The sequence below is a fragment of the Hymenobacter yonginensis genome (assembly GCF_027625995.1).
Lineage (GTDB): Bacteria > Bacteroidota > Bacteroidia > Cytophagales > Hymenobacteraceae > Hymenobacter > Hymenobacter yonginensis.
The window spans coordinates 909,478-929,297 of record NZ_CP115396.1 but is presented as its reverse complement, the minus strand read 5'-3'; the positions used below and the strand labels follow the sequence as shown (position 1 = coordinate 929,297).

General features: G+C 63.4%; 13 protein-coding genes. All 13 read left to right on the top strand.

The window, feature by feature from the left end; translation table 11 throughout:
* Window positions 1–4 precede the first annotated feature (4 nt).
* The 13 genes from O9Z63_RS04035 (at window position 5) to O9Z63_RS03975 (ending at window position 19,723) form a co-directional block, all read left to right on the top strand.
* Window positions 5–745, top strand: a complete 741-nt coding sequence (locus O9Z63_RS04035) for a polysaccharide biosynthesis/export family protein (RefSeq protein ID WP_270128021.1) — start codon at window positions 5–7, stop codon at window positions 743–745.
* The gene (locus O9Z63_RS04030) at window positions 742–2,862 is read left to right on the top strand and encodes a GumC family protein (protein ID WP_270128020.1); all 2,121 of its coding nucleotides are present in this window, start codon (window positions 742–744) and stop codon (window positions 2,860–2,862) included. Before O9Z63_RS04035 ends, O9Z63_RS04030 begins: the two co-directional genes overlap by 4 nt.
* A complete protein-coding gene (locus tag O9Z63_RS04025) occupies window positions 2,825–4,120 on the top strand; it encodes a lipopolysaccharide biosynthesis protein (RefSeq protein ID WP_270128019.1) in 1,296 nt (431 codons plus the stop codon). The genes O9Z63_RS04030 and O9Z63_RS04025 overlap by 38 nt, the downstream gene beginning before the upstream one ends.
* Window positions 4,117–5,241 (top strand): glycosyltransferase family 4 protein, encoded by a 1,125-nt coding sequence (locus O9Z63_RS04020; protein WP_270128018.1) that lies wholly within the window; start codon window positions 4,117–4,119, stop codon window positions 5,239–5,241. The genes O9Z63_RS04025 and O9Z63_RS04020 overlap by 4 nt, the downstream gene beginning before the upstream one ends.
* Window positions 5,234–6,499 carry an O-antigen ligase family protein gene (locus O9Z63_RS04015; protein WP_270128017.1) on the top strand — a complete coding sequence of 422 codons (1,266 nt, stop codon included), beginning with the start codon at window positions 5,234–5,236 and terminating at the stop codon, window positions 6,497–6,499. Before O9Z63_RS04020 ends, O9Z63_RS04015 begins: the two co-directional genes overlap by 8 nt.
* Before the next feature lie 205 nt (window positions 6,500–6,704).
* Window positions 6,705–7,037, top strand: a complete 333-nt coding sequence (locus tag O9Z63_RS04010; protein ID WP_270128016.1) for a hypothetical protein — start codon at window positions 6,705–6,707, stop codon at window positions 7,035–7,037.
* Between the two features lie 558 nt (window positions 7,038–7,595).
* Window positions 7,596–10,052: a nucleoside/nucleotide kinase family protein gene (locus O9Z63_RS04005; protein WP_270128015.1), complete on the top strand. Its 2,457-nt coding sequence runs from the start codon at window positions 7,596–7,598 to the stop codon at window positions 10,050–10,052.
* Window positions 10,049–10,777: an acyltransferase gene (locus O9Z63_RS04000; protein WP_270128014.1), complete on the top strand. Its 729-nt coding sequence runs from the start codon at window positions 10,049–10,051 to the stop codon at window positions 10,775–10,777. Before O9Z63_RS04005 ends, O9Z63_RS04000 begins: the two co-directional genes overlap by 4 nt.
* Entirely contained in the window at window positions 10,774–12,024 is a 1,251-nt protein-coding gene (locus tag O9Z63_RS03995) for a glycosyltransferase family 4 protein (RefSeq protein WP_270128013.1), read from the top strand. Before O9Z63_RS04000 ends, O9Z63_RS03995 begins: the two co-directional genes overlap by 4 nt.
* Window positions 12,021–13,163 (top strand): glycosyltransferase family 4 protein, encoded by a 1,143-nt coding sequence (locus O9Z63_RS03990; RefSeq protein WP_270128012.1) that lies wholly within the window; start codon window positions 12,021–12,023, stop codon window positions 13,161–13,163. The genes O9Z63_RS03995 and O9Z63_RS03990 overlap by 4 nt, the downstream gene beginning before the upstream one ends.
* Window positions 13,164–13,237: 74 nt before the next feature.
* Window positions 13,238–14,452 carry a DUF1972 domain-containing protein gene (locus O9Z63_RS03985; RefSeq protein ID WP_270128011.1) on the top strand — a complete coding sequence of 405 codons (1,215 nt, stop codon included), beginning with the start codon at window positions 13,238–13,240 and terminating at the stop codon, window positions 14,450–14,452.
* A 694-nt stretch (window positions 14,453–15,146) separates the two neighbouring features.
* On the top strand, window positions 15,147–16,505 hold the full coding sequence (locus O9Z63_RS03980; RefSeq protein WP_270128010.1) for a sigma-54-dependent transcriptional regulator: 1,359 nt from the start codon (window positions 15,147–15,149) through the stop codon (window positions 16,503–16,505).
* Window positions 16,502–19,723 carry a PAS domain S-box protein gene (locus O9Z63_RS03975; RefSeq protein WP_270128009.1) on the top strand — a complete coding sequence of 1,074 codons (3,222 nt, stop codon included), beginning with the start codon at window positions 16,502–16,504 and terminating at the stop codon, window positions 19,721–19,723. The genes O9Z63_RS03980 and O9Z63_RS03975 overlap by 4 nt, the downstream gene beginning before the upstream one ends.
* Window positions 19,724–19,820: the final 97 nt, after the last annotated feature.

The following is a 19,820-nucleotide window of genomic DNA, read 5'->3' as shown; positions in this document are numbered from 1 at the left end:
TATCATGCAAAAACACCTACCCCTGGGGCTACTGCTCCTGCTGCTAAGCCTGCTGACCGGCTGCACTCAAAACCTGTTTCAGTCGTCGAGCCACACCGAGTATAAGCGCCTGACGCTGGACCCCGACTACCAGTACCAGATCCGCAAAGACGATAAGCTGAGCGTAAGCGTCTGGGACCACGAGGAGTTGAGCGTAGGCTCGATCTACAGCATCTACAACTCCAACGAAATCTACGGCAAGTGGCTGCTGGTTGACGTGAACGGCAAAATCGCCCTGCCCAAAGTGGGCGCGTTTCCGGTGGAAGGCCTCACCATTCAGGACGCCGAAAACAACCTCAAGCAGGTGCTGAGCCAGTGGATTGTGAATCCGCAGGTGAACATCAAGGTGCTGAACAAGGAAATTACGGTGCTCGGCGAGGTAAATACGCCCGGCACGCAGCTGCTGGAGAAAGAGCGCAACACGCTGGTGGAAGTGCTGGGCCGCGCCGGCGACTTCAGCATCCATGCCGACAAGGAGCACCTGCGCGTGCTGCGCGCCAGCGGCACCGAAACCCATGAGATTGAAGTGGACCTGACCCGCATCGAGAATTTCGACCTCAAAAACGTGGTGGTGCTGCCCGGCGACGTGATATACGTGCCCGCTCGCACCGGCAAGCAGTTCGATAAGAAATCGGGCTCCACGCTGGCCATTGCCTCCAGCATGACCGCCATCATCGTCTTTACCCGCCTGCTGTTTTCGCTATGAACGAGCTAACCAACAACCTGCGGGTGCTGCGCCCGCTCTGGCGCGGCCTGCCCCTGATTTTGCTTTGCATGGGCCTGGCCATGCTGGCCGCCGTGCAATACCTGCGCTACACCACGCCGGTGTACGAAAGCACGGCCAAAATCCGGCTGGCGGAAGCCAACGAAAGCGCCGTGAACAGCAACCTGGTGAAAACCACCGACGCCTTCTCGCCCAACAACAAGACCGGCGCCGAGGTAGAGCTGCTTAAGTCGCGGATGCTGGTGAGCAAAGCCCTCGACCGGCTGGCCTTCGACGTGAGCACCTACCGGGTAGGCGAAATCCGGAAGACGGAAATGTACCGCGAAAGCCCGTTTTCGGTGAACCTGCAGCTCTACAACGCGCTGTGGCAGGACGAGCCCTTCCAGCTGGAAATTCAGTCGGCCGACCGGTTCGCGCTGACGACGCCGGGCGGCGAAACGCTCAACGGCCGCTTCGGCCAGCGCCTGCACTGCGCCGGCGCCGACATCGTGATTGGCAAAAACCAGCAGCTGCTCAGCGCCAAGCCCGGCCTGGAGCTGCAGGACAACTACGAGTTTGTGCAGCACTCGCGCGCCCAGCTGATGCAGGACGTGCTGGAGCGCCTCGACATCACCAGCGTAGATAAGGACGTGGCCGTGATTCGGGTGAGCTTCCGGAGCGCGGTGCCGGAAAAGGCCGCCGACCTGGTGAATGCCCTCACGGCCACATACATGGCCGACTACCTGGAAAACAAGTACAAAGTGGCCAACACCACCGTCGATTTCATCGACCGGCAGCTGCAGTCGGTGGGCGCCAACCTGGCCCGCTCGGAAAACTCCATTGAGGGCTACCGCGACCAGAAGCGCATCGTGAACATCGGGCAGGAAACCGACACCGAGCTGCACAAGATTGCGGAAATGAAGCTGCAGCGCGCCAACCTCAACATGAGCCTGGCCGCCGCCAACGACCTGTACCGCTATATGCGCTCGGGCGAGAAAAACGTGCTGGAGCTGGCCCCCACCTTCGAGGCCTTCAACGACCTGCTCTCCAATGACATCGTGAAGAAGATGAAGGATCTGCAGGCCGACCGCCGCGACCTGCTGCTGCGCTTCAAGCCCGAAGACGAGAAAGTAGTGGCCATCGACCAGAAAATGGCCGACCTGAACAGCTACCTGCTGGAAAGCATCAAGAACACGCGCAACGCCCTCACCATCCGCTACCGCGAAATCGACCAGACCATCCGGCAGTCGGAGCAGGTGTTTGTGGGGTTGCCGACCCGCGAGAAGAACATGGCCATTCTGGAGCGCAACTTCCAGCTCAATGAGAAGCTCTACACGATGCTGCACGAGAAGAAAACGGAGGCCGAAATTGCCAAGGCCACCCCTACTTCGTCGCACCGCATCATCTCGGAGGGCGTACCCGCCAACGACCCCGTGTCGCCGAACCGCACGCTGATTGTGCTGGTGTCGGGCTTCCTGGGCATGGTGGTTGGCATTGGGCTGGTGTATTTGCTGGCCGCCATCCGCGCCACGCCTACCAACACGATGCATGTGCAGAGGGAGTCGCGCATTCCGCTGGCCGCCAGCATTCCGTTTCTGCCGGCTGCCGCGCAGCGCGCCGCTTATTTCCGGCAGCTCACCACGCGCCTGGAGCTGAAAGGCCTGCTCTCGCTGGGCCAGAAGCTGGTCGTGACGTCGTTCACCGAAGAAGAAGGCCAGCGATTTGTGTTTGAGAACCTGAGCGCGGCGCTGCAGTCGCAGGGCAAGAAGGTGCGCGGCCTGCGCATCGCCGATCCGCAGTCGCCGGACCCGGCGGCCATGCCCACGGAGCTGCTGCTGGTGCACAACCTGCCCCTCGACGACGACAGTCACAGCCTGGCCGTGATGGCCGGTGCCGACGTGAACTTGGTGCTGATTGACAGCTGCGCCACGCCGCTGCACCGCCTGCACGAGCTGGAGCTGCTGGTAGACGAGTACAAGCTGCCAAACGTGTACTTCTGCCTGAACCGGGAAGGCTACGAGCCGGGCCTGTGGCACCTGCTGCGCAAGCGCCAGGTCCGGCAGGCCAGCTGGAAATTCGCTGATGCTCCCCGCCCTGCTGGCGCCCCCGCTACGGCATAGGGTGGCCGCCCTGCCGGCCCGCTACTGGGTGGTGGCGGGCCAGGCAGTGGTCAGCGCCACCTCATTCCTGACCAACATCTTCCTGGCCAAGCTGTGCGGGCTGGCCACTTTTGGGGCCTACAGCGCCTGGCAGCTGGTGCTGCTGCTGGCTCTGGCGGTGCAGGGCGCCCTCATCAGCCAGCCCATGCAGCTGGTGCACGGCGACACCAGCCCGGCGCAGCAGCCCGCCTACCGGCAGGCGCTGCTGGGCATGCAGTTCACGTTCAGCCTGCTGGCTGTGGCAGCCGTAGCGGCCGCCACGCTGCTGCTCCCCTACGATACCACGGCGCTGCCCGCGTTTCTGGTGTGTTTGGTAGCCGCCGGCGCCCAGGACACGGCCCGTAAGCTGCTGCTCACGGAAGGCCGGGTGCAAGTGGCCCTGCTCAGCGACCTAGTGTCGGCGGGCGGGCAGCTGCTGGTGCTGCTGTACTGGGCGCTGCAGCCCGGGGCACCGTCGTTGGCGGCGGTGCTGTGGGTGGTGGGCCTGACGACGGTGCCGGCGCTGGCACTTTCGGCCCGGGCACTGGGGCTGCGCTGGCAGCTGCCGCTGCGCACCACGCTGGCCTTTGCCGCCCGCCACGGGCAGCAGGCACGGTGGCTGCTCCCGACGGTACTGCTGCAGTGGGCCTCGTCGAACGCGCTGCTGGTGTTTGCCGGCTTCGCGGGCAGCGCCTCCATGCTGGGGATTCTGCGCCTGGCCCAGACGTTTATGGGCGTGCTCAACGTGGGCCTGCAGGCCGTGGAAAACTACGCGCTGCCTAAACTCAGCCACAGCTTCCGCAGCCAGCCCCAGCTGTTTGTGCAGCAGCGTGCCCGGTTGCGGCGCACCATGCTGCTGCTGGCGGCTGGTCCCATCGGGCTGCTGTTTGGGCTGGCCGGGCCTATTGTGGGCTGGCTGCAGGCCGGCAGCGCCGCCAATGCCGCCGTGCTGCGCTGGTGCTGCGTGCTCTACGTGGTGATTCTGCTGGTGTATCCGCTTCGGCTTACGGTGCGGCTGCTGCACAATGCCCGGCCCTATTTCATTGGCTACGCCTTGAGCATCGTGGTGTCGTTTGCGCTGGCCCGTGGGCTAGTGGCGCACTGGCAGGCCAGCGGCGTGGTGCTCGGCTGGATTGCGGCCCAGCTCACGATGGGCCTGTACTGGGCTCTGGCCGTGTGGCGGGCGCAGGCCGAACTTCTTCCAATTAATCCGGGCCCGGCCCAACTCAAAACGCAATGAAAGTTATTCACCTGATCTTGGGCAAAGCCAATCCCGAGCGCATGAACGGCGTGAACAAGGTGGTACACGCCCTGGCCACGCAGCAGCACCGCGCCGGCTGGGACGTGGAAGTGTGGGGCATCACCCGCGACGTGGAAGCCGGCCACCCCCGCCACGAATTCCTGACGCGGCTGTTCCGGGCACAGCGCACGCCGTTTCAGCTGTCGCGGGAGCTGCTGGCGGCGCTGGCGGCGGTGCAGGCCCCGGCCGTGGTGCACCTGCATGGCGGTTTCGTGCCGGCCTACTACTCGGCGGCCCGGCAGCTGAAAGCGCTGGGCGTCCCGTACGTGCTGACGCCCCACGGCAGCTACAGCACCCAGGCCATGCGCAAAAACGGCCTCGTGAAGCGTGTGTACCTGAGCGTGTGTGAGCAGTTTGTGCTGCAGAATGCCGCGCAGGTGCACTGCCTGGGCCAAAGCGAGGTGCAGGGCCTGCAGCGCCGGCTGCCCGGCCTCAACCCCTGCCTGCTGCCCTACGGCTACGAGGTCAACCCCAGTGAAACCATCTGGCCGCGCACCGCCTCGGCCGAGATATTCCGGGTGGGCTTCTGCGGCCGCCTCGACGACAACCACAAGGGCCTGCACTGCCTGATTACGGGCTTCGGCGAGTTTGCCCGCACCCGCCCCGATGCCGAGCTCTGGATCATCGGCGACGGGCCCGACCGCGCCAAGGTGGAAACCTGGGCCTCGGCCGTGCCGGCCGGCACGGTGCACGTGCTGGGCAGCCGCTTCGGGCCCGAAAAGCTGGCGCTGCTCAGCCAGCTCGATGTTTTTGCCCACACCTCGCACTACGAGGGCCTGCCCACGGCCGTGCTGGAGGCGGCCGCGCTGGGCATTCCGTGCGTGGTGACCGAGGCCACCAACCTGGGCAGCTATGTGCGCCAATATGAGTGCGGCCAGGTGCTGCCCGAGGCAAAACCGACGCAGCTGGCTACCAGCCTGCAGCAGATGCACCAGCAGTGGCGCAGCACCACCCGGCAGCAGCGCGGCCTGCACAGCCAGCACATGGTAGCCACGGCTTTTGCCTGGCCGCAGCTCCTGACCCAGTACCACAGTATGTATCAGCGCGCCTGCCATGCATAACGCCACGGCCCCCAACCACCGCCCCTTCCTGCGCAGCATGCAGGTGCTGCTTACGCTGGTGCTGCTCATCAAGCTGGCCGGCTTCTTCACCTGGAGCGACAGTGTGGCTTTCACGCAGGTGTTCAAAACCATCAGCCGCGTGGGCATGACCATGGCCACCTACGCCCTCTACCGGCGGGTGCTGCACCGCGGGGCCGTTGCCTCGTTCCAATGGCAAAACAGCCTGGCGCCGCTGTTCTACAGCGCCTACCTGCTGCTGGGCGCGGCCTCCGTCATGTGGTCGACGGCCCCGGGCTACTCGCTGCTGCAGCTGCTCATGGACGTGGAAAGCTTTGTGTTTGCCTACTACTTCGTGAAGTGCTTTCTGCTGCTCGGCACCTACTTCCCGGGCAGCAGCCTGCGCCTGCACCGCGTGCTGGCCACCACCTCCTGGATTCTGATTGTGGGCTTTCTGGTGGGCATGGTGGTGGCGCCCGACGTGTTCTACCGCCTCACGCACGGCGGCGAGGAAGCCCGCCTCGGGGGCTTTCTGATGAACCCCAACGAGCTGGGGATGCTGTGCGGCGTGTGCGTGGCCTGCCTGCTGCCCGAGCTGCTGAACCGCCAGCGGCCCGTGCTTGCGGTGCTCAAAATGCTGCCCGTGGTGTACGCCCTGGTGCTCACCGGCTCCCGCTCCTCCCTGATCGGGCTGCTGCTGGTGGCGTTGTTCTACCTCTGGAACTCCGGCAACGCCCGGCTGCGGCTGGCCGGTATGGCGGCGGTGCTGCTGGCCGTGCCAGTGGTGGTCCAGACGGTGTTCATCAAGCAGGGCGGGGTAAGTGAGGTGATGAGCCTGACCGGCCGGCTGCCCTTCTGGGAGGCGCTGCTTACGGAGGGCCTGCCCAAGGAGCCGCTGCTGGGCTTCGGCTTCATGCGCATCGCCTACACCGACTATTTCCAGAGCACCCACACCTACGCCGCCCAAATGACCCACAACACCTTCATTCAAGTGCTCATGAACCTGGGGCTGGTGGGCTTTGGGCTGGTGCTGGCGCAGCTGTGGTTTACGCTGCGCGGCTTTGCCACCACGCCGGAACGCACGCAGCGCCTGCTGTTTATCGGCCTGTTTATTCCGCTGCTGATCAACTCGGTTACGGAGTTCGGCATCTTCGGCCAGACCAACTACGGCATCCTGTTCTACCAGTTCCTGATTCTGCTCGTGAGCCTGCGCGTGAGCCCGCGCCTGACGGTGCCGGAGCGCCTGTTTCTCTCTGATTAGCTAAGCCTCGCCGAGCCTCTGCCCTGCGTGCTGCCACTCCGATTTCCGGAGCGGCCCGCCACCGGTATGTCCGCCCCGGGCCGCTGACTTCCTGCTTCTTTCCTGCCGTTGCCCCGCCCGGTACCGGTTTATTTTCCACTCCATTTTCTTTCGCCGCATGCATGCAGTCAGTTCCCTTATGCTCCTCGCGCGCCTAGCCGCTTTGATGAGCCTTCTGATCATCTCCCGCATTATCTCGCCCCAGCTCACCGACCAGGCCCTGTCGGAAAGCGACTACCTGGTGGAGGCGGACGGCCCGGCGGAAGTACCCGCCATGCTGGTTGCCAACGGCCCCGGCCCTTTTCAGGACGTAATACGGGTGCGGCGCGGCTGCCGGCAGCACACCCACAAGGGCCTTGTGCTGCACCACAAGCGCAAGCCCGCCGCCGGTGCCGGCAAGCGCGACTCTATGCCGCGCACCCAGTTCAGCTCCTCGGAGCAAGCCAAAAAAGCTGGCACCAAGCGCTGGATGGCCATCCTTATCCCCTCCCGCAAATGACTCGACCCTGACTCCACTAGTACCCACGCTTTATAGCCGGCTGCCTGAACCGCAGCCGGCTTTTTTGTGAGCAATCGGCAACAGAATGTTGTGGTGTTCAACCCCAATTGCGGCCTTCAATCCTAGCTCTAGCTCCCCCTTGGAAAGGAGGGGCTAGGGTGATTGATGGATGTAAGAACGATGACTAGAGCCAATTCCAGAAACCATTCCAGTGCAAGATCAACCACTCCTAACCCCTCCTTTCCAAGGAGAGAAACTCGCATTTTAACTCCAGACCTTGTTCTCCGCAACCTGGGTTATGTAGAGGCAAAAACTTTGTGCTACCCAACCACTTGCAGGCCACCGCCGGGAAGCCTGTGCAGGCTGGCTTACCGGCGGAAGCGCCCAGAGCAGCGCCGGGCCGTTTTTGAACAATTACACGATTCTATGTGACCCCACAATCTGGATAGGCACTCCAGATTATGGACTATCCAGCGGCCCACCTTTATTCTATTAACCAACAATACAGACACTTACATATAGATACTCTTTTGGCCCAGCCTTCGCAGAGGCGCTGGCATGAGCACAACTACCTTATCCGATACTGATCAGCAACTGCTTCCGGACCTGATGGGCCGGCTGGGCTACGGCCCGGTGGCGCAGGGCGGCACGCAGCTGCGCGGCATCCGCAACCCCGATGGCAGCCTGCGCTGGGTGTGGGCCGCCTCGCTCCGCCAACCGCTCTTTCTGGAATTCTACAGCGCGTCGTCGCCGAAGGCGCGGCTGTTTTGCGGCGTGGTGCGGCTGGCCTTTACGCTGGGGCTGCACCGCTGGCTGTTTCCGGTGCTGCCAGGCCGCTACGCCCGCACCGGCACCCGGCACTGGTCGCCGGCCGGCTTTGCCTTGTTCACGGGTACGCCCGGCCCATTCAGCAAAGCCGTATGCTGCTACCCCGACGGGGCCGGCCAACTGCTGTTTGCCAAGCTCCCGCTCACAGCCGCCGCCGAAGCCAAGGTACAGGCCGAAGCGCAGGCGTTGCGCCTGCTGGCCGCCCGCCCTGCCACCTCGTACCGGGTGCCGGCCCTGGTAGCGGCCCGGCCCGGCCTGCTGGCCCAGCGCAGCGTAAAGCCCGCCCGCGCCCGCCGCGCCGGCCAGTTGCAGCCAGCCCACTTCCGGTTTCTGCACGAGCAGCTACGCACCACTACCACCCACCACACCCTGGCCGACACCCCGTTCTGGCACACCGTGGTGCGCCAGCTCACGGAGCTGGAGGCGCTGCGCGAAACGCGCATTCCGTACGGGCTGCGCGCCAAGCTGCAGCTGGCGCTCCGCAGCATCGAGCCGACGCAGACCGTGGCGCTGGCCTTCGCCCACGGCGACTTCACGCCCTGGAACTGCTGGCTGGGGCCGGATGGGCTGGCCATCTACGACCTGGAATTTGCCCAGGAAGCCGCCCCACAGCTCTACGACCTGTTCCATTTCGGGGTGCAGGAAGGGCTGCTGGTGAGCCGCCGGCCCGCGGCCCAGATCCGGGAGCAGCTGTGGCAGCAGGCCCGGACGCAGTTTCCAGAGATTCCCGAAGCCCAGCTGCGCCTAGCCTGGCAGCTCTACCTGCTGCACCAGGTGTCCAGCTACGCCCTCATCTACCACGCCCAGCCCGAGTGGCACACGCAGGTGGAGTGGCTGCTCGGCGGCTGGAGCGCGCTCCTGACGCTGGAGCTGGCCACCCACACCGAGCACCGCCAGCTGTGTTTGTTCGACCTGCTCGATGCCCTGCCAGCCCACGAAGGTGTGGTGCTGAAGCAGCGCGCCGCCAACGCCTACTACCCTGCCCCTACCTCCGATGTAGATCTGCTGCTGCCCCGCCCCGGCGCCGAGGAGCTGGCCCGGTGGCTGCGCGCCTTTCCGCTGCGGCGCTCGGCAGGGGTGCGCCGCCAGGCCCACATGGTTTCCGTGGACTGCTTTTTTCAGGACGGCTCGTTTCTGTCGGTGGATTTGCTGCACCAGCTGCACCGCAAAGGCCTGCAGCTGCTCGATACCGACGACGTACTCGACCATGTAGACCCCAACGCGCCTGGCGTGCCGGTGCTGGCCCCGCACCACGACTTCGAGTACACCTGGCTGTTTTACTGGCTGAACCAGAGCAGCATTCCGGCCGGGCACCTGCACTACTTCCAGCAGCAGAGCCCCCAGGAGCAGCAGGAGCTGCTACACCACCTCGTAGACAAGTATAACCTGCATTTCGACTCCGTGGCGTCGGCGGCGCAGTACCAGCCGCTGGTAGGCCGCCAGCTGGCCCTGATGGTACGCAACCAGCCCAGCAACTCGGCGGTGCGCCGGCTGGCGCGCACCATGCGCTACGGCCTCAGCACGGTGGCATCGTTTTTCCGGCCCAATGGCTTCGTGGTGACCTTCAGCGGCGTAGATGGCGCCGGCAAGTCCACGGTGATTGAGCACGTGAAGGAGCGGCTGGAGAAGAAGTGGCGCAAGCGGGTGGTGGTCATCCGGCACCGGCCCTCGGTACTACCCATTCTGAGCGCCTGGAAGTACGGCCGCGCCGGAGCCGAGCAGCGCGCCGTGGCCACGCTGCCGCGCCAGGGCGCCAACCAGCGCCTGAGCTCCTCGCTGGCCCGCTTCGCCTACTACTACCTCGACTACGTGCTAGGCCAGGGCGTGGTGTGGCTGAAATACACCTGCCGCGGCCACATTGTGCTCTACGACCGGTACTACTTCGACTTCATCAACGACAGCCGCCGCAGCAACATTGCGGTGCCCGAGCGCCTCACCCGCGCCCTCTACGCCTTCGTGAATAAGCCGCGCCTGAACTTCTTCCTCTACGCCGCGCCCGAGGTGATTCTGCGCCGCAAGCAGGAGCTGTCGGGCGAGACCATCGTGCAGCTCACCACCAAGTACCAGGACCTGTTCGGGCAGCTGTCCGGGCGCTACCGCCAGTCGCGGTACGTGCCCATCGAAAACCACGACCTCGACGACACCCTCGCCCTCATCGGCGGCTACCTCCAACAGGAAATCAAATGAAACAGCTGCTCGAAACCTGGGTACGCCGCCGCAACCCGCATTTTTCTATTCATGAGGCAGTGCCGGTAGGCTGGCTGGCGGGCTTTGCTGCGCGCACGGCCGGGGCCATGCTGCGCGGCACGCAGCTCTGGCTGCGGGGGCGCGCCAGCCACGGCGCCATGCTGGGCCGGGGCGTGTCGTTTCAGTATCTGAGCGGCATCCGGTTTGGCCGCTGGCTGAAGGCCGGCGACCAGGTGCGCTTCAGCGGGCTTTCCACCGAAGGCCTCACGCTGGGCCACAGCGTCAGCATCGGGGCCTTCAGCCAGGTGATTGTGTCCACGTCGTTGCAGCAGCCGGGGGCGTTTATCCGCATCGGGCACCACGTCGGCATCGGCGAGTTTGCTTACCTGGGCGGCGCCGGCGGCCTGCGCATCGACGACGACTGTATTATCGGGCAGTACTTCAGTTGCCACCCCGAAAACCACCGCTACGCCGACCTGAGCACGCCCATCCGGCAGCAGGGCGTCACGCACCGCGGCATTCACATCGGCCCCAACTGCTGGATTGGCAGCAAGGTGACGGTGCTCGATGGCGTGGTGCTGGGCGAGGGCTGCGTGGTGGCGGCCGGGGCCGTGGTTACCCGTTCGTTTCCGGCCCGCAGTGTGCTGGGCGGGGTGCCGGCCCGCCTTCTTTCTTCGCGTGAGCCCCAGCCGGCCACGCCCCACATTGCCGAGCTAGTGCTATGAAAACCATTCTGCTGACGGCCTACGCCGTGAATCCGTATAAAGGCTCCGAAGACGGCATGGGCTGGAACTTCATTCTGCAGGCCGCCGCCACCCACCGCGTGGTGGCCGTGACGCGGCGCAACAACCGCCCGCCCATCGAGCGGTTTCTGGCCGCCCACCCCGAGCTGGCCCCGCTGGCCGCCCGCATTCAGTTCGACTACTTCGATCTGCCGGCCTGGATGCGCTGGTGGAAGAAAGGGCCGCTGCTGTCGGTGCTTTATTTTTATATGTGGCAGCTGGGGCTGGGCCTGTGGCTGTGGCACCGCCGCCCGGCCGTGGACCTGGTGCACAACCTTAACTTCCACAACGACTGGACGCCCTCGTTTTTGTGGCTGCTGCGCCGCCCGCTGGTATGGGGGCCCATCGGGCACCACCCGCCCATTCCGGCCGACCACCTGCGCCAGTACGGCGCCGCCGCCTACGGCAAAGACCGCCTGCTGACGCTCATGAAGCACAGTTTTTGGCGCCTCGACCCTTTTCTGCGCGTCACGCGCCGCTCGGCCCGCCAGGTGCTATGCATGAACTCCACCGTGGCTCCGCGCCTGCGCCTGCGCCCCGGCCGCTTCCAGATCATGCCTTCGGTAGCTGTCGATTTACCAGCCGAAACGCCCACGCCGCTCACGCCCGATGCGGCTGGCCGGTTTGTGGTGATGATTGCGGCCCGCATGGTGCCGCTCAAGGGCTTTGACATGGTGATTGAGGCCTTTGCCGAGTTCTACCACGCTCTGCCCGCCACCGACCAGGCCCGCGCCGAGCTGCTGCTCATTGGGAGCGGGCCCGAGGAGGCGTTTTTGCTGCAGCTGCTGCAGCGCCGGGGCCTGGCCGCCTGCGCCCGGCACCTACCCTGGCTGGAGCGCACCAAGCTGCTCACGCTCTACCGCGAAGCCGCCGTGTTCTTTTTCCCGTCGCATGAAGGCGCGGGCATGGTGGTGGCCGAGGCCATGAGCTACGGCGTGCCGGTGCTCTGCTACCGCAACGAAGGCCCCGGCGAGCTGGTGCCGCCCACTTCGCAGCTAACGGTGCCCTACGACACCTTCCAGCAAAACATCCACGATTTCGCGGCCCAGCTAGCAGCCCTGTTTGCCAGCCCCGCACGGCAGGCCACCGAGGCGCAGCTGTGCCGCACTCACGTAGCCGACCACCACACTTGGGCGCGGCGCGGCCAGCAGCTGGCCCGCGTCTATCAGCAAGCCCTGTCGCAGCCATGAAACGCATCCTAGCCGTCCATCTTCTCAACGACCGTAGCGGCAGCCCGCTGGTGCTGCGCAACGCCCTGCTCAGCCTGCGCGCCGCCGGCTTCCACATCGACCTGCTCACGGGCACCCCGGCCGGCGAAACCGGCTTCCTGAGCGACCTGCCCGGCATCAGCACGCACGCGCTGCCCTACCAATGGTCGCCGAGCCGCTGGCGCACGCTGCTGCGCTTTGCGTGGGTGCAGCTGGTGGTGTTTGCGCGGGTGCTGCAGCTGGCGCGCCCTGGCACGGTGGTCTACGTCAACTCGCTGCTGCCGGCGGCGGCGGCGCTGGCGGCCCGCTGCCGGGGCGCGCGGGTGGTCTATCATCTGCACGAGGTATCCATCCGGCCTGCTCTGCTGATGCGGCTGTTGCGGGCCGTGGCCAACCGCACAGCCCACCGGGCGCTGTTTGTGTCGGAGTATGTGCGGCAGGCGCTGGCGCTGCGCGTGCCCCGGCAGGCTGTGGTGCCCAACGTGCTGTCCGCTGAATTCATAGCTGAGGCTCAGGTTTCCGAGCCGGCAAAGGAACCGTTCATGGTGCTTATGGCCTGCTCACTGAAAGACTATAAGGGCGTGCCCGAGTTTGTGGCGCTGGCCCGGGCCATGCCCGAGCTACGATTCGAGCTGGTGCTGAACGCCCCGGCCGCGCAGGTACAGCACTACCGGCAGCAACACGCGCTGCCGCCCAACCTCACGCTGTTTGCGGCGGTGCAGGATATGCATCCTTTCTACCGCCGCGCGGCCGTGGTGGCCAACCTGTCGCGGCCCACCGAGTGGATCGAAACCTTCGGCATGACCATCCTGGAGGCCCTGCAGCACGGCCGGCCGGTGCTGGTGCCCACCGTGGGCGGCGTATCCGAAGTCAACCAGGTAGGCCAAACCGGCTTCGCCATCGATGGCCACGACCTGCCGGCCCTGCAGCTGGCCCTGAACCTGCTGGCCACCAACCGCCCCACCTACCTGCGCATGGCCGCTGCCTGCCGCCACCGCGCCGCCCACTTCTCGCCGGCCCGCTTCGCCGAGCAGCTGCAGCAGCACTTCCAGACCGAAATGGTGCTGCCGGGCCGCCCGGCGGCGGCCTACGCGCCGGAGCACTGCCCGGCCCGCGCATAGCTTTTCTCCTTTACTCCCTCTCAGCTAACCGGCGGCCCGTTGCGGCGCCGCTATTTCGTTTCCATTTCCATTTTATGTCCAGCAAGAAAGTAGCCATCATCGGTACCGTTGGTTTGCCCGCCTGCTACGGCGGCTTCGAAACCCTTACCGCTTACCTGGTAAAGCACCTCAGCCAGGAACACGATTTCACGGTGTACTGCACCGGCAAGCGCTACCCCAAAGCCCAGCGCCAGTCACACTGCGGCGGGGCGCGGCTGGTGTTTCTGCCCTTCGATGCCAACGGCATCCAGAGCATCCTCTACGACTGCCTGTCGATTCTGCACGCGCTGCTGTACGCCGATGTGCTGCTGGTGCTGGGCGTGTCGGGCGGCATCATGCTGCCCTTCGTGAAGCTGTTTACCAAGAAGAAAATCATTGTTTCCATCGACGGGATTGAGTGGCGGCGGGCGAAATGGAATTTCCTGGCCCGCTGGTATCTGCGGCTGGCCGAGTCCCTGGCCGTCCGGTTTTCGCACGCCGATATTTCCGATAACGACGCCATCCAGGACTACACGGCCCAGACCTACAGCACCCGCAGCCGCGTGGTGGAATACGGCGGCGACCATGCCACCCGCCAGCCCATCACCCAGGAACATAAAATCCGCTACCCGTTTCTGTGCCACCCCTACGCCTTCAAGGTGTGCCGCATCGAGCCCGAAAACAACGTGCCGATGATTCTGGCCGCGTTTGCCGAGCTGCCAGAGTATCCGTTGGTGCTGGTGGGCAACTGGAACAACAGCGAGTTTGGCCGCACTATGAAAGCCCGCTACGGCTCCTGCCCCAACCTGCACCTGCTCGACCCGATTTACGACCAGAATGAGTTGAATGTGCTGCGCGGCAACTGCTTTGTGTATGTGCACGGCCACAGCGCGGGCGGCACCAATCCGTCGTTGGTGGAGGCTATGTCGCTGGGGCTGCCGGTGCTGGCCTTCGGGGTGTCGTTCAACAAAGCCACTGCCGAGCACAAGGCCCTGTTTTTCAGCACCCAGGACGACATCAAAACGACCATCAAAAACACCACGTTTGCGCAGTGGCAGCAGCAGGGCGCCGCAATGCAGGCCATTGCCCGCCGCCGCTACACCTGGGACGTGGTAGCCCGCAAATACAACTACCTCATTCATAGTGTGTGCACCGCCACCGAAAAAGGCGGCCTGCACCCTCGCCTGAGCCAGTTCAGCCAGGAAGTACTGCTCCAAAACCAGCTCGGCCACTACCAGGCCCTGAACATGTTTTACGAAAATGAAGGCTGAAGCCTGCCCAATGCCTCCCCTTCCTGCCAGGCCGAATGGCAAGCTGCACAGTACTCAGCTATATAGCGAAGTAAAATAATACAATAAATAGATCGTGATTCTATAACATAAACGCTATCCTAAATAAGTACGGCTTAATTTCATTTTGGGAATAGAGACTATTTACTCGATATATAAATTTTATATCAAATATTTAATACATATCACTACCAGCAGGAACAGAATGAATTAGCGAAGCCCTACCCTTTTACTGCCATTCTAGCGCTGGGAAAGCAGAACAGCAAATAGTCGTGAATATTAATTCAATGTATTGTCCACGAATTCGATTGCGTAATTTTGCCTATTAGTTACTGTCAGCCGCTAGTTTAACAGCTTCTGCTCATGCTGTAACGCCCCTGGCACTTGTATATTTTCAATTACGAAGTTTCAAGTTTCTGTGGATTTGGGGTAGACATCATTTTTAGAAAAATAATATTCCGGCGACCTGCCTGCAGCCCGCTCTCCTCTTTCACCATCTCTCTAGTGGCAGCCCAGGGCTGCCGGAAGCGCTGACCGCCGGGCCGTGATACGGGCCCGGTACAGCACCCTGCTCCTCTGTCGCCACAGCTGTGCCATTTGCCATTTCGGGTTGGCGACTGCCCGCTTTGATTCTGTTACCTGCTCTGCCGCCTCAGCGGCTCCTTCCTGACCGAGTATGAAATCCGACCTTTGTTCAAAGTTTACCATCTGCATCATCGAGGACGACCCTTGGTATGGGCAGCTGCTACAATACCAGCTCTCCCTCAATCCCGACTACTGCGTCAGCCTATACACTTCGGGGCAGGAGTTTTTTGAAAAGGTTACCGCGCGGCCTGACGTTATTACCATCGATTTTTCGCTGCCCGACATCAGCGGCGACAAACTGCTCAAGAAGCTGGTAAGCAAATACCCGGGGCTGCCGGTCATCGTTATCAGCTCGCAAAGCAAAATCGTGACGGCAGTGGAGTTGCTTAAGCAAGGCGCCACCGACTACCTCATCAAGGACGAAAACACCAAGGAACTGCTCTGGAACGCCATTCTGCGGGTCCGGGAAAACGTCAGCCTCAAGCAGGAAGTGAAGCGCCTGGAGCAGCAGCTGCACGAGAAGTACACGTTCAACAACCTGTTGAAAGGCAACAGCCCCGCGCTGCAGGCCACGTTTGGGCTGATGGAAAAGGCGGCCCAGACGCCCGTGAACGTGTCCATCACCGGGGAAACGGGCACCGGCAAAGAGCTGGTAGCCAAAGCCATTCATATGAACTCCGACCGGCAGAAAGGTCCGTTTGTGGCCATGAACATGGCCGCTATTCCGTCGGAACTGGTGGAAAGTGAGCTGTTCGGCCACGAGAAAGGCTCGTTCACGGGGGCGCAGGGCCGCAAAATCGGGCGCTTCGAGGAGGCCAACGGCGGCACGCTGTTTCTGGACGAAATCGGGGAGCTGCCGGCCGCCATCCAGTCGAAGCTGCTGCGGGTGCTGCAGGAGCGGGAGCTGCAGCGGGTAGGCGGCAGCGAAACCATCAAGCTGAACGTGCGCCTGATTACGGCCACCCATAAAAACCTGGCCGACGAGGTGCGGGCCGGCAGCTTCCGCGAAGACCTGTACTACCGCATCATCGGGCTACCCATCAACCTGCCGCCGCTGCGGGACCGAAGCAGCGACATTGTGTTTCTGGCCAAACACTTCGTGGACGACTTCTGCCGCGAGTACCGCAAGCCGCCCCTGCTGCTAGGCCCCGGCGTCTGCGACAAGCTGCTGGCCTACGACTACCCCGGCAACGTGCGCGAACTGAAAACCACGATGGAGCTGGCGGCCGTGCTCAGCAACGGCACCGAAATCAAGCCTTCCGACGTCGTATTTACGCCTTCTGCCAGAAGCAACGAGCTGCTGGCGGAAGAGAAGACGCTGCGTGAATACACGCGCACCATCATCCGGCACCACCTCAACAAGTACCAGAACAATGTACCGCTGGTAGCGCAGAAGCTGGATATCGGCCGCTCCACGATTTATAAGATGGTTCAGGAAGGCGAAATATGATAACACCCATACTCAACATTTTTGCCTCCCCGGCCCCGAAAAAACCTGCGTCGCGGGTACTGCGGCAGCAGCGGCTGCGCGCCACGGTGCAGCAGCAGCAGCAGCAGATTCTGGCGCTGCAGGCCCGGCTGGCTGCGGCCCCGGCCCGGCCCTCCGACCTGCAGGCGCTGGTGGAAGGCGTGCCCGGCGCGCTCTGTGAGTGGGTGCAGCACCTCGACGGCACCTGCCAGACAGTATACCTGAGCCCGGTGCTGAGTTACCTGTTTGGCGTGCCCTGCACCGATGTATGCTCATTGACCGGCTTTGTGCACCCCAAAGACCGGCTGCGCCTGATGCACTCACTGGAAACGGCCACCCGCCACCGCACCAGCTGGCAGTTTGAGGGCCGCGTGCTGCTGGCCGGCCAGTCCATGCGCTGGTGGCGCGGCACGGCCGAAGTAACCGAAGCCAGTGCGCTGGGAGTGCGTTTCCGCGCCATTCTGCAGGACGTAACCGGCATCGTGGAAAACCAGAAGGGGCTGGTGGAAAGCGAAAAGCGCTGGCAGGCTGCCCGCGACGGTGTGGGCAACGACACCTGGCAATACAATTGGCAGACGCACGAGCATTCGCTGTCGCCGCGCTACCAGGCGCTGCTGGGCTACAACCGCCGGCCGATACACCTGGATCAACCGCCAGCTTCGTGGCTCTGCTACGACAATGTGCTGCCCGAACAGCAGCAGGAAGCCCACAAGGCCGTTATGGCTTACCTGAACGGCGAAGTGGCTATCTACTCGGCCACGTACCGGGTGCTGGACTCCTACGGCGAGGCCCGCTGGATTCTGTCGCGCGGCATGATCACGCAGCGCGACGCGCAGGGCAACCCCCTGCTGGTTTCGGGCACCCACACCGACGTCACGGAAATCACGAAGGCCAAGCTGGAGCTGGAAGCCTCGTCGTTGCGGCTCAGCAGCACCATTGCCAGCATGCAGCGCGCCGTGCTGCTGGAAGACGAAAACGAGCGGGTGATTCTGGTGAACCAGGCCTTCTGCGACATGTTTGCCCTGGCGTACACGCCCGAGCAGCTGGTGGGCTCCGACTGCAGCTGGCTGGTAGAGCAGATCGGGCCCAAGTTTCTGAATCAGGAGGTCTTTATCGGGGCCATCCGGCACACCCGCCGGGAGCTGCTTTCTGACAACGCAGTGGTGAAGCTCGAAGACGGGCGCACCCTCGAGCGGCACGCTACGCCCATTTATGCCAACGGCAACTACATCGGGTTCCTGTGGAAATACGAGGACATCACGAAGCGCAAAAAGGATGAGGCACTGCTGCGGCGGCGCGAGGAAAAATACCGCAGCATTCTGGAGAACCTGAACCTGGGGCTGCTGGAAATAGACCTCGATGGCAAAGTCATGTTCGCCAACGAGAGCTACTGCCAGATCAGCGGCTACACCAAGGAGGAAACCCTCAACCGCCGCCTCGACCACCTGCTGGTGAAAGATGCCTCCAAGCGCCTGATGCAGGAAAACCACCGCCCCCACACCGCCGGCCTCACCGACACCTACGAGCTGCCCATCAAAACCAAGCTGGGCGAGCTGAAATGGCTGCTGGTAGGCCGCTCGCCGCTGTTCGATAAGGACAAGCAGATGATCGGCTCGATTGGCGTACACCTCGACATCACGCACCAGAAGCAGATGGAGGCCAAGCTGCGCGAGGCCAAAAAGCACGCCGAGGAATCGACGCGGGCCAAAGAGATTTTCCTGGCCAACATGAGCCACGAAATCCGTACGCCCATGAACGCCATTCTGGGCATGAGCCAGCTGCTCAACAAAACCTCGCTCTCGGGGCAGCAGCACAACTACCTGCACGCCATTTCCACCTCGGCCGAAAACCTGCTGGTCATCATCAACGACATCCTGGACTTGTCGAAGATTGATGCCGGCAAGATGGCCATCGAGCGGATTGGGTTCAGCTTGCGCCGCGTGTGTGAGCAGGTGGAAAAAACGCTGCGCTATAAGGCAGAGGACAAAGGCCTGAGCCTGCTCATCGAAGTCAGCCCCGACGTGCCGGACGTGCTCATCGGCGACCCGTACCGCATTACGCAGGTGCTGCTCAACCTGGCCGGCAACTCCATCAAATTCACCGAAAAGGGCCACGTAGTGGTATCGTGCGAGCTGGCCGGCACCGTCGACCACGCCACCATCGTCGAGTTCTGCGTGCGCGATACCGGCATTGGCATCGACCCGGCCTACCTCAAGCGGCTGTTTGAGAACTTCAGCCAGGAAGACTCGTCGGTGTCGCGCAAGTTTGGCGGCACGGGCCTGGGCCTGAGCATTTCGCGCAGCCTGGTGCACCTGATGGGCGGTGAAATCCAGATTCAAAGCGAAAAATTCCAGGGCACGGTCAGCAACTTCACGCTGGTGCTGCCCACGGGCTCCGTCTCCGATTTGCCGCGCCAGGAGCTTACGCTGGGCTCGATGTTTATCCGGGAGGGTATGCGCGGCAAGCGGGTGCTGCTGGTGGAAGACAACGAGTACAACCGCGTGCTGGCCAAGTCGTTTCTGCGCCAGGCCCACATTGAGGTCATTGAGGCCGAAAACGGCGCCGTGGCCGTGGATCTGGCCCGCAGGCAGCAGTTTGATCTGGTGCTGATGGATGTGCAGATGCCCATTATGAACGGCTACGAGGCTACGTCGCAGCTGCGCAAAGAGCTGGGCCTGACCATTCCCATCATTGCCCTCACGGCCAACGCCATTCGGGGCGACAACCAAGCCTGCCTAACGGCGGGCATGGACGACTACCTGTCGAAGCCGTTTCACGAAGACGAGCTGCTGAAAATGGTGCACGAGTGGCTGCTCTCGCCGCCCAACACCGATGCGGCCAACAGCCTCTACCGCACCGACCTGCTCCGGCAGGCGGCCCACAACGACGCCAACTTCGTGACGTTTATGCTGCGCACCTTCGTGAGTAGCAGCACCGACGTGCTGCAGGCGCTGCACGCCGGCCTGGCCGCCCACGACCTGCCGGCGCTACGCGGGGCCGCGCACAAAATAAAGCCCAGCCTGCGGCACCTGCAGATCAAGCAGGTGCTGGCTCTGATGGAGCAGCTGGAAAACTGGGACGGCCCCTTCGACGAGCCGGTGCTGGCCGCCCTGATCGGCAAAGCCGACAAGCTGCTGCGCCAGGTGACGGCCCAGATTCTGGCCAATCTGCAGGCGCAGGGCAGTGAGGAACCAGCGTAGTGGTTGCACGCTTTCTGAGGCCTTAACACCGCCCGCCTGCCCCCGCAGGCGGGCGGTGTTGCGTGTGGGCGGCTGGCCGGCGCTTCTCCAGGCCATA

What these genes read in the sequence shown, in the direction of transcription:
- O9Z63_RS04030 (WP_270128020.1), top strand. Translation starts at nt 742, where the DNA reads ATGAACGAGCTAACCAACAACCTGCGGGTGCTGCGCCCGCTCTGGCGC.
- O9Z63_RS03995 (WP_270128013.1), top strand. Translation starts at nt 10,774, where the DNA reads ATGAAAACCATTCTGCTGACGGCCTACGCCGTGAATCCGTATAAAGGC.
- O9Z63_RS04000 (WP_270128014.1), top strand. Translation starts at nt 10,049, where the DNA reads ATGAAACAGCTGCTCGAAACCTGGGTACGCCGCCGCAACCCGCATTTT.
- O9Z63_RS04015 (WP_270128017.1), top strand. Translation starts at nt 5,234, where the DNA reads ATGCATAACGCCACGGCCCCCAACCACCGCCCCTTCCTGCGCAGCATG.
- O9Z63_RS04010 (WP_270128016.1), top strand. Translation starts at nt 6,705, where the DNA reads ATGAGCCTTCTGATCATCTCCCGCATTATCTCGCCCCAGCTCACCGAC.
- O9Z63_RS04035 (WP_270128021.1), top strand. Translation starts at nt 5, where the DNA reads ATGCAAAAACACCTACCCCTGGGGCTACTGCTCCTGCTGCTAAGCCTG.
- O9Z63_RS04025 (WP_270128019.1), top strand. Translation starts at nt 2,825, where the DNA reads ATGCTCCCCGCCCTGCTGGCGCCCCCGCTACGGCATAGGGTGGCCGCC.
- O9Z63_RS03985 (WP_270128011.1), top strand. Translation starts at nt 13,238, where the DNA reads ATGTCCAGCAAGAAAGTAGCCATCATCGGTACCGTTGGTTTGCCCGCC.
- O9Z63_RS03975 (WP_270128009.1), top strand. Translation starts at nt 16,502, where the DNA reads ATGATAACACCCATACTCAACATTTTTGCCTCCCCGGCCCCGAAAAAA.
- O9Z63_RS03980 (WP_270128010.1), top strand. Translation starts at nt 15,147, where the DNA reads ATGAAATCCGACCTTTGTTCAAAGTTTACCATCTGCATCATCGAGGAC.
- O9Z63_RS04020 (WP_270128018.1), top strand. Translation starts at nt 4,117, where the DNA reads ATGAAAGTTATTCACCTGATCTTGGGCAAAGCCAATCCCGAGCGCATG.
- O9Z63_RS04005 (WP_270128015.1), top strand. Translation starts at nt 7,596, where the DNA reads ATGAGCACAACTACCTTATCCGATACTGATCAGCAACTGCTTCCGGAC.
- O9Z63_RS03990 (WP_270128012.1), top strand. Translation starts at nt 12,021, where the DNA reads ATGAAACGCATCCTAGCCGTCCATCTTCTCAACGACCGTAGCGGCAGC.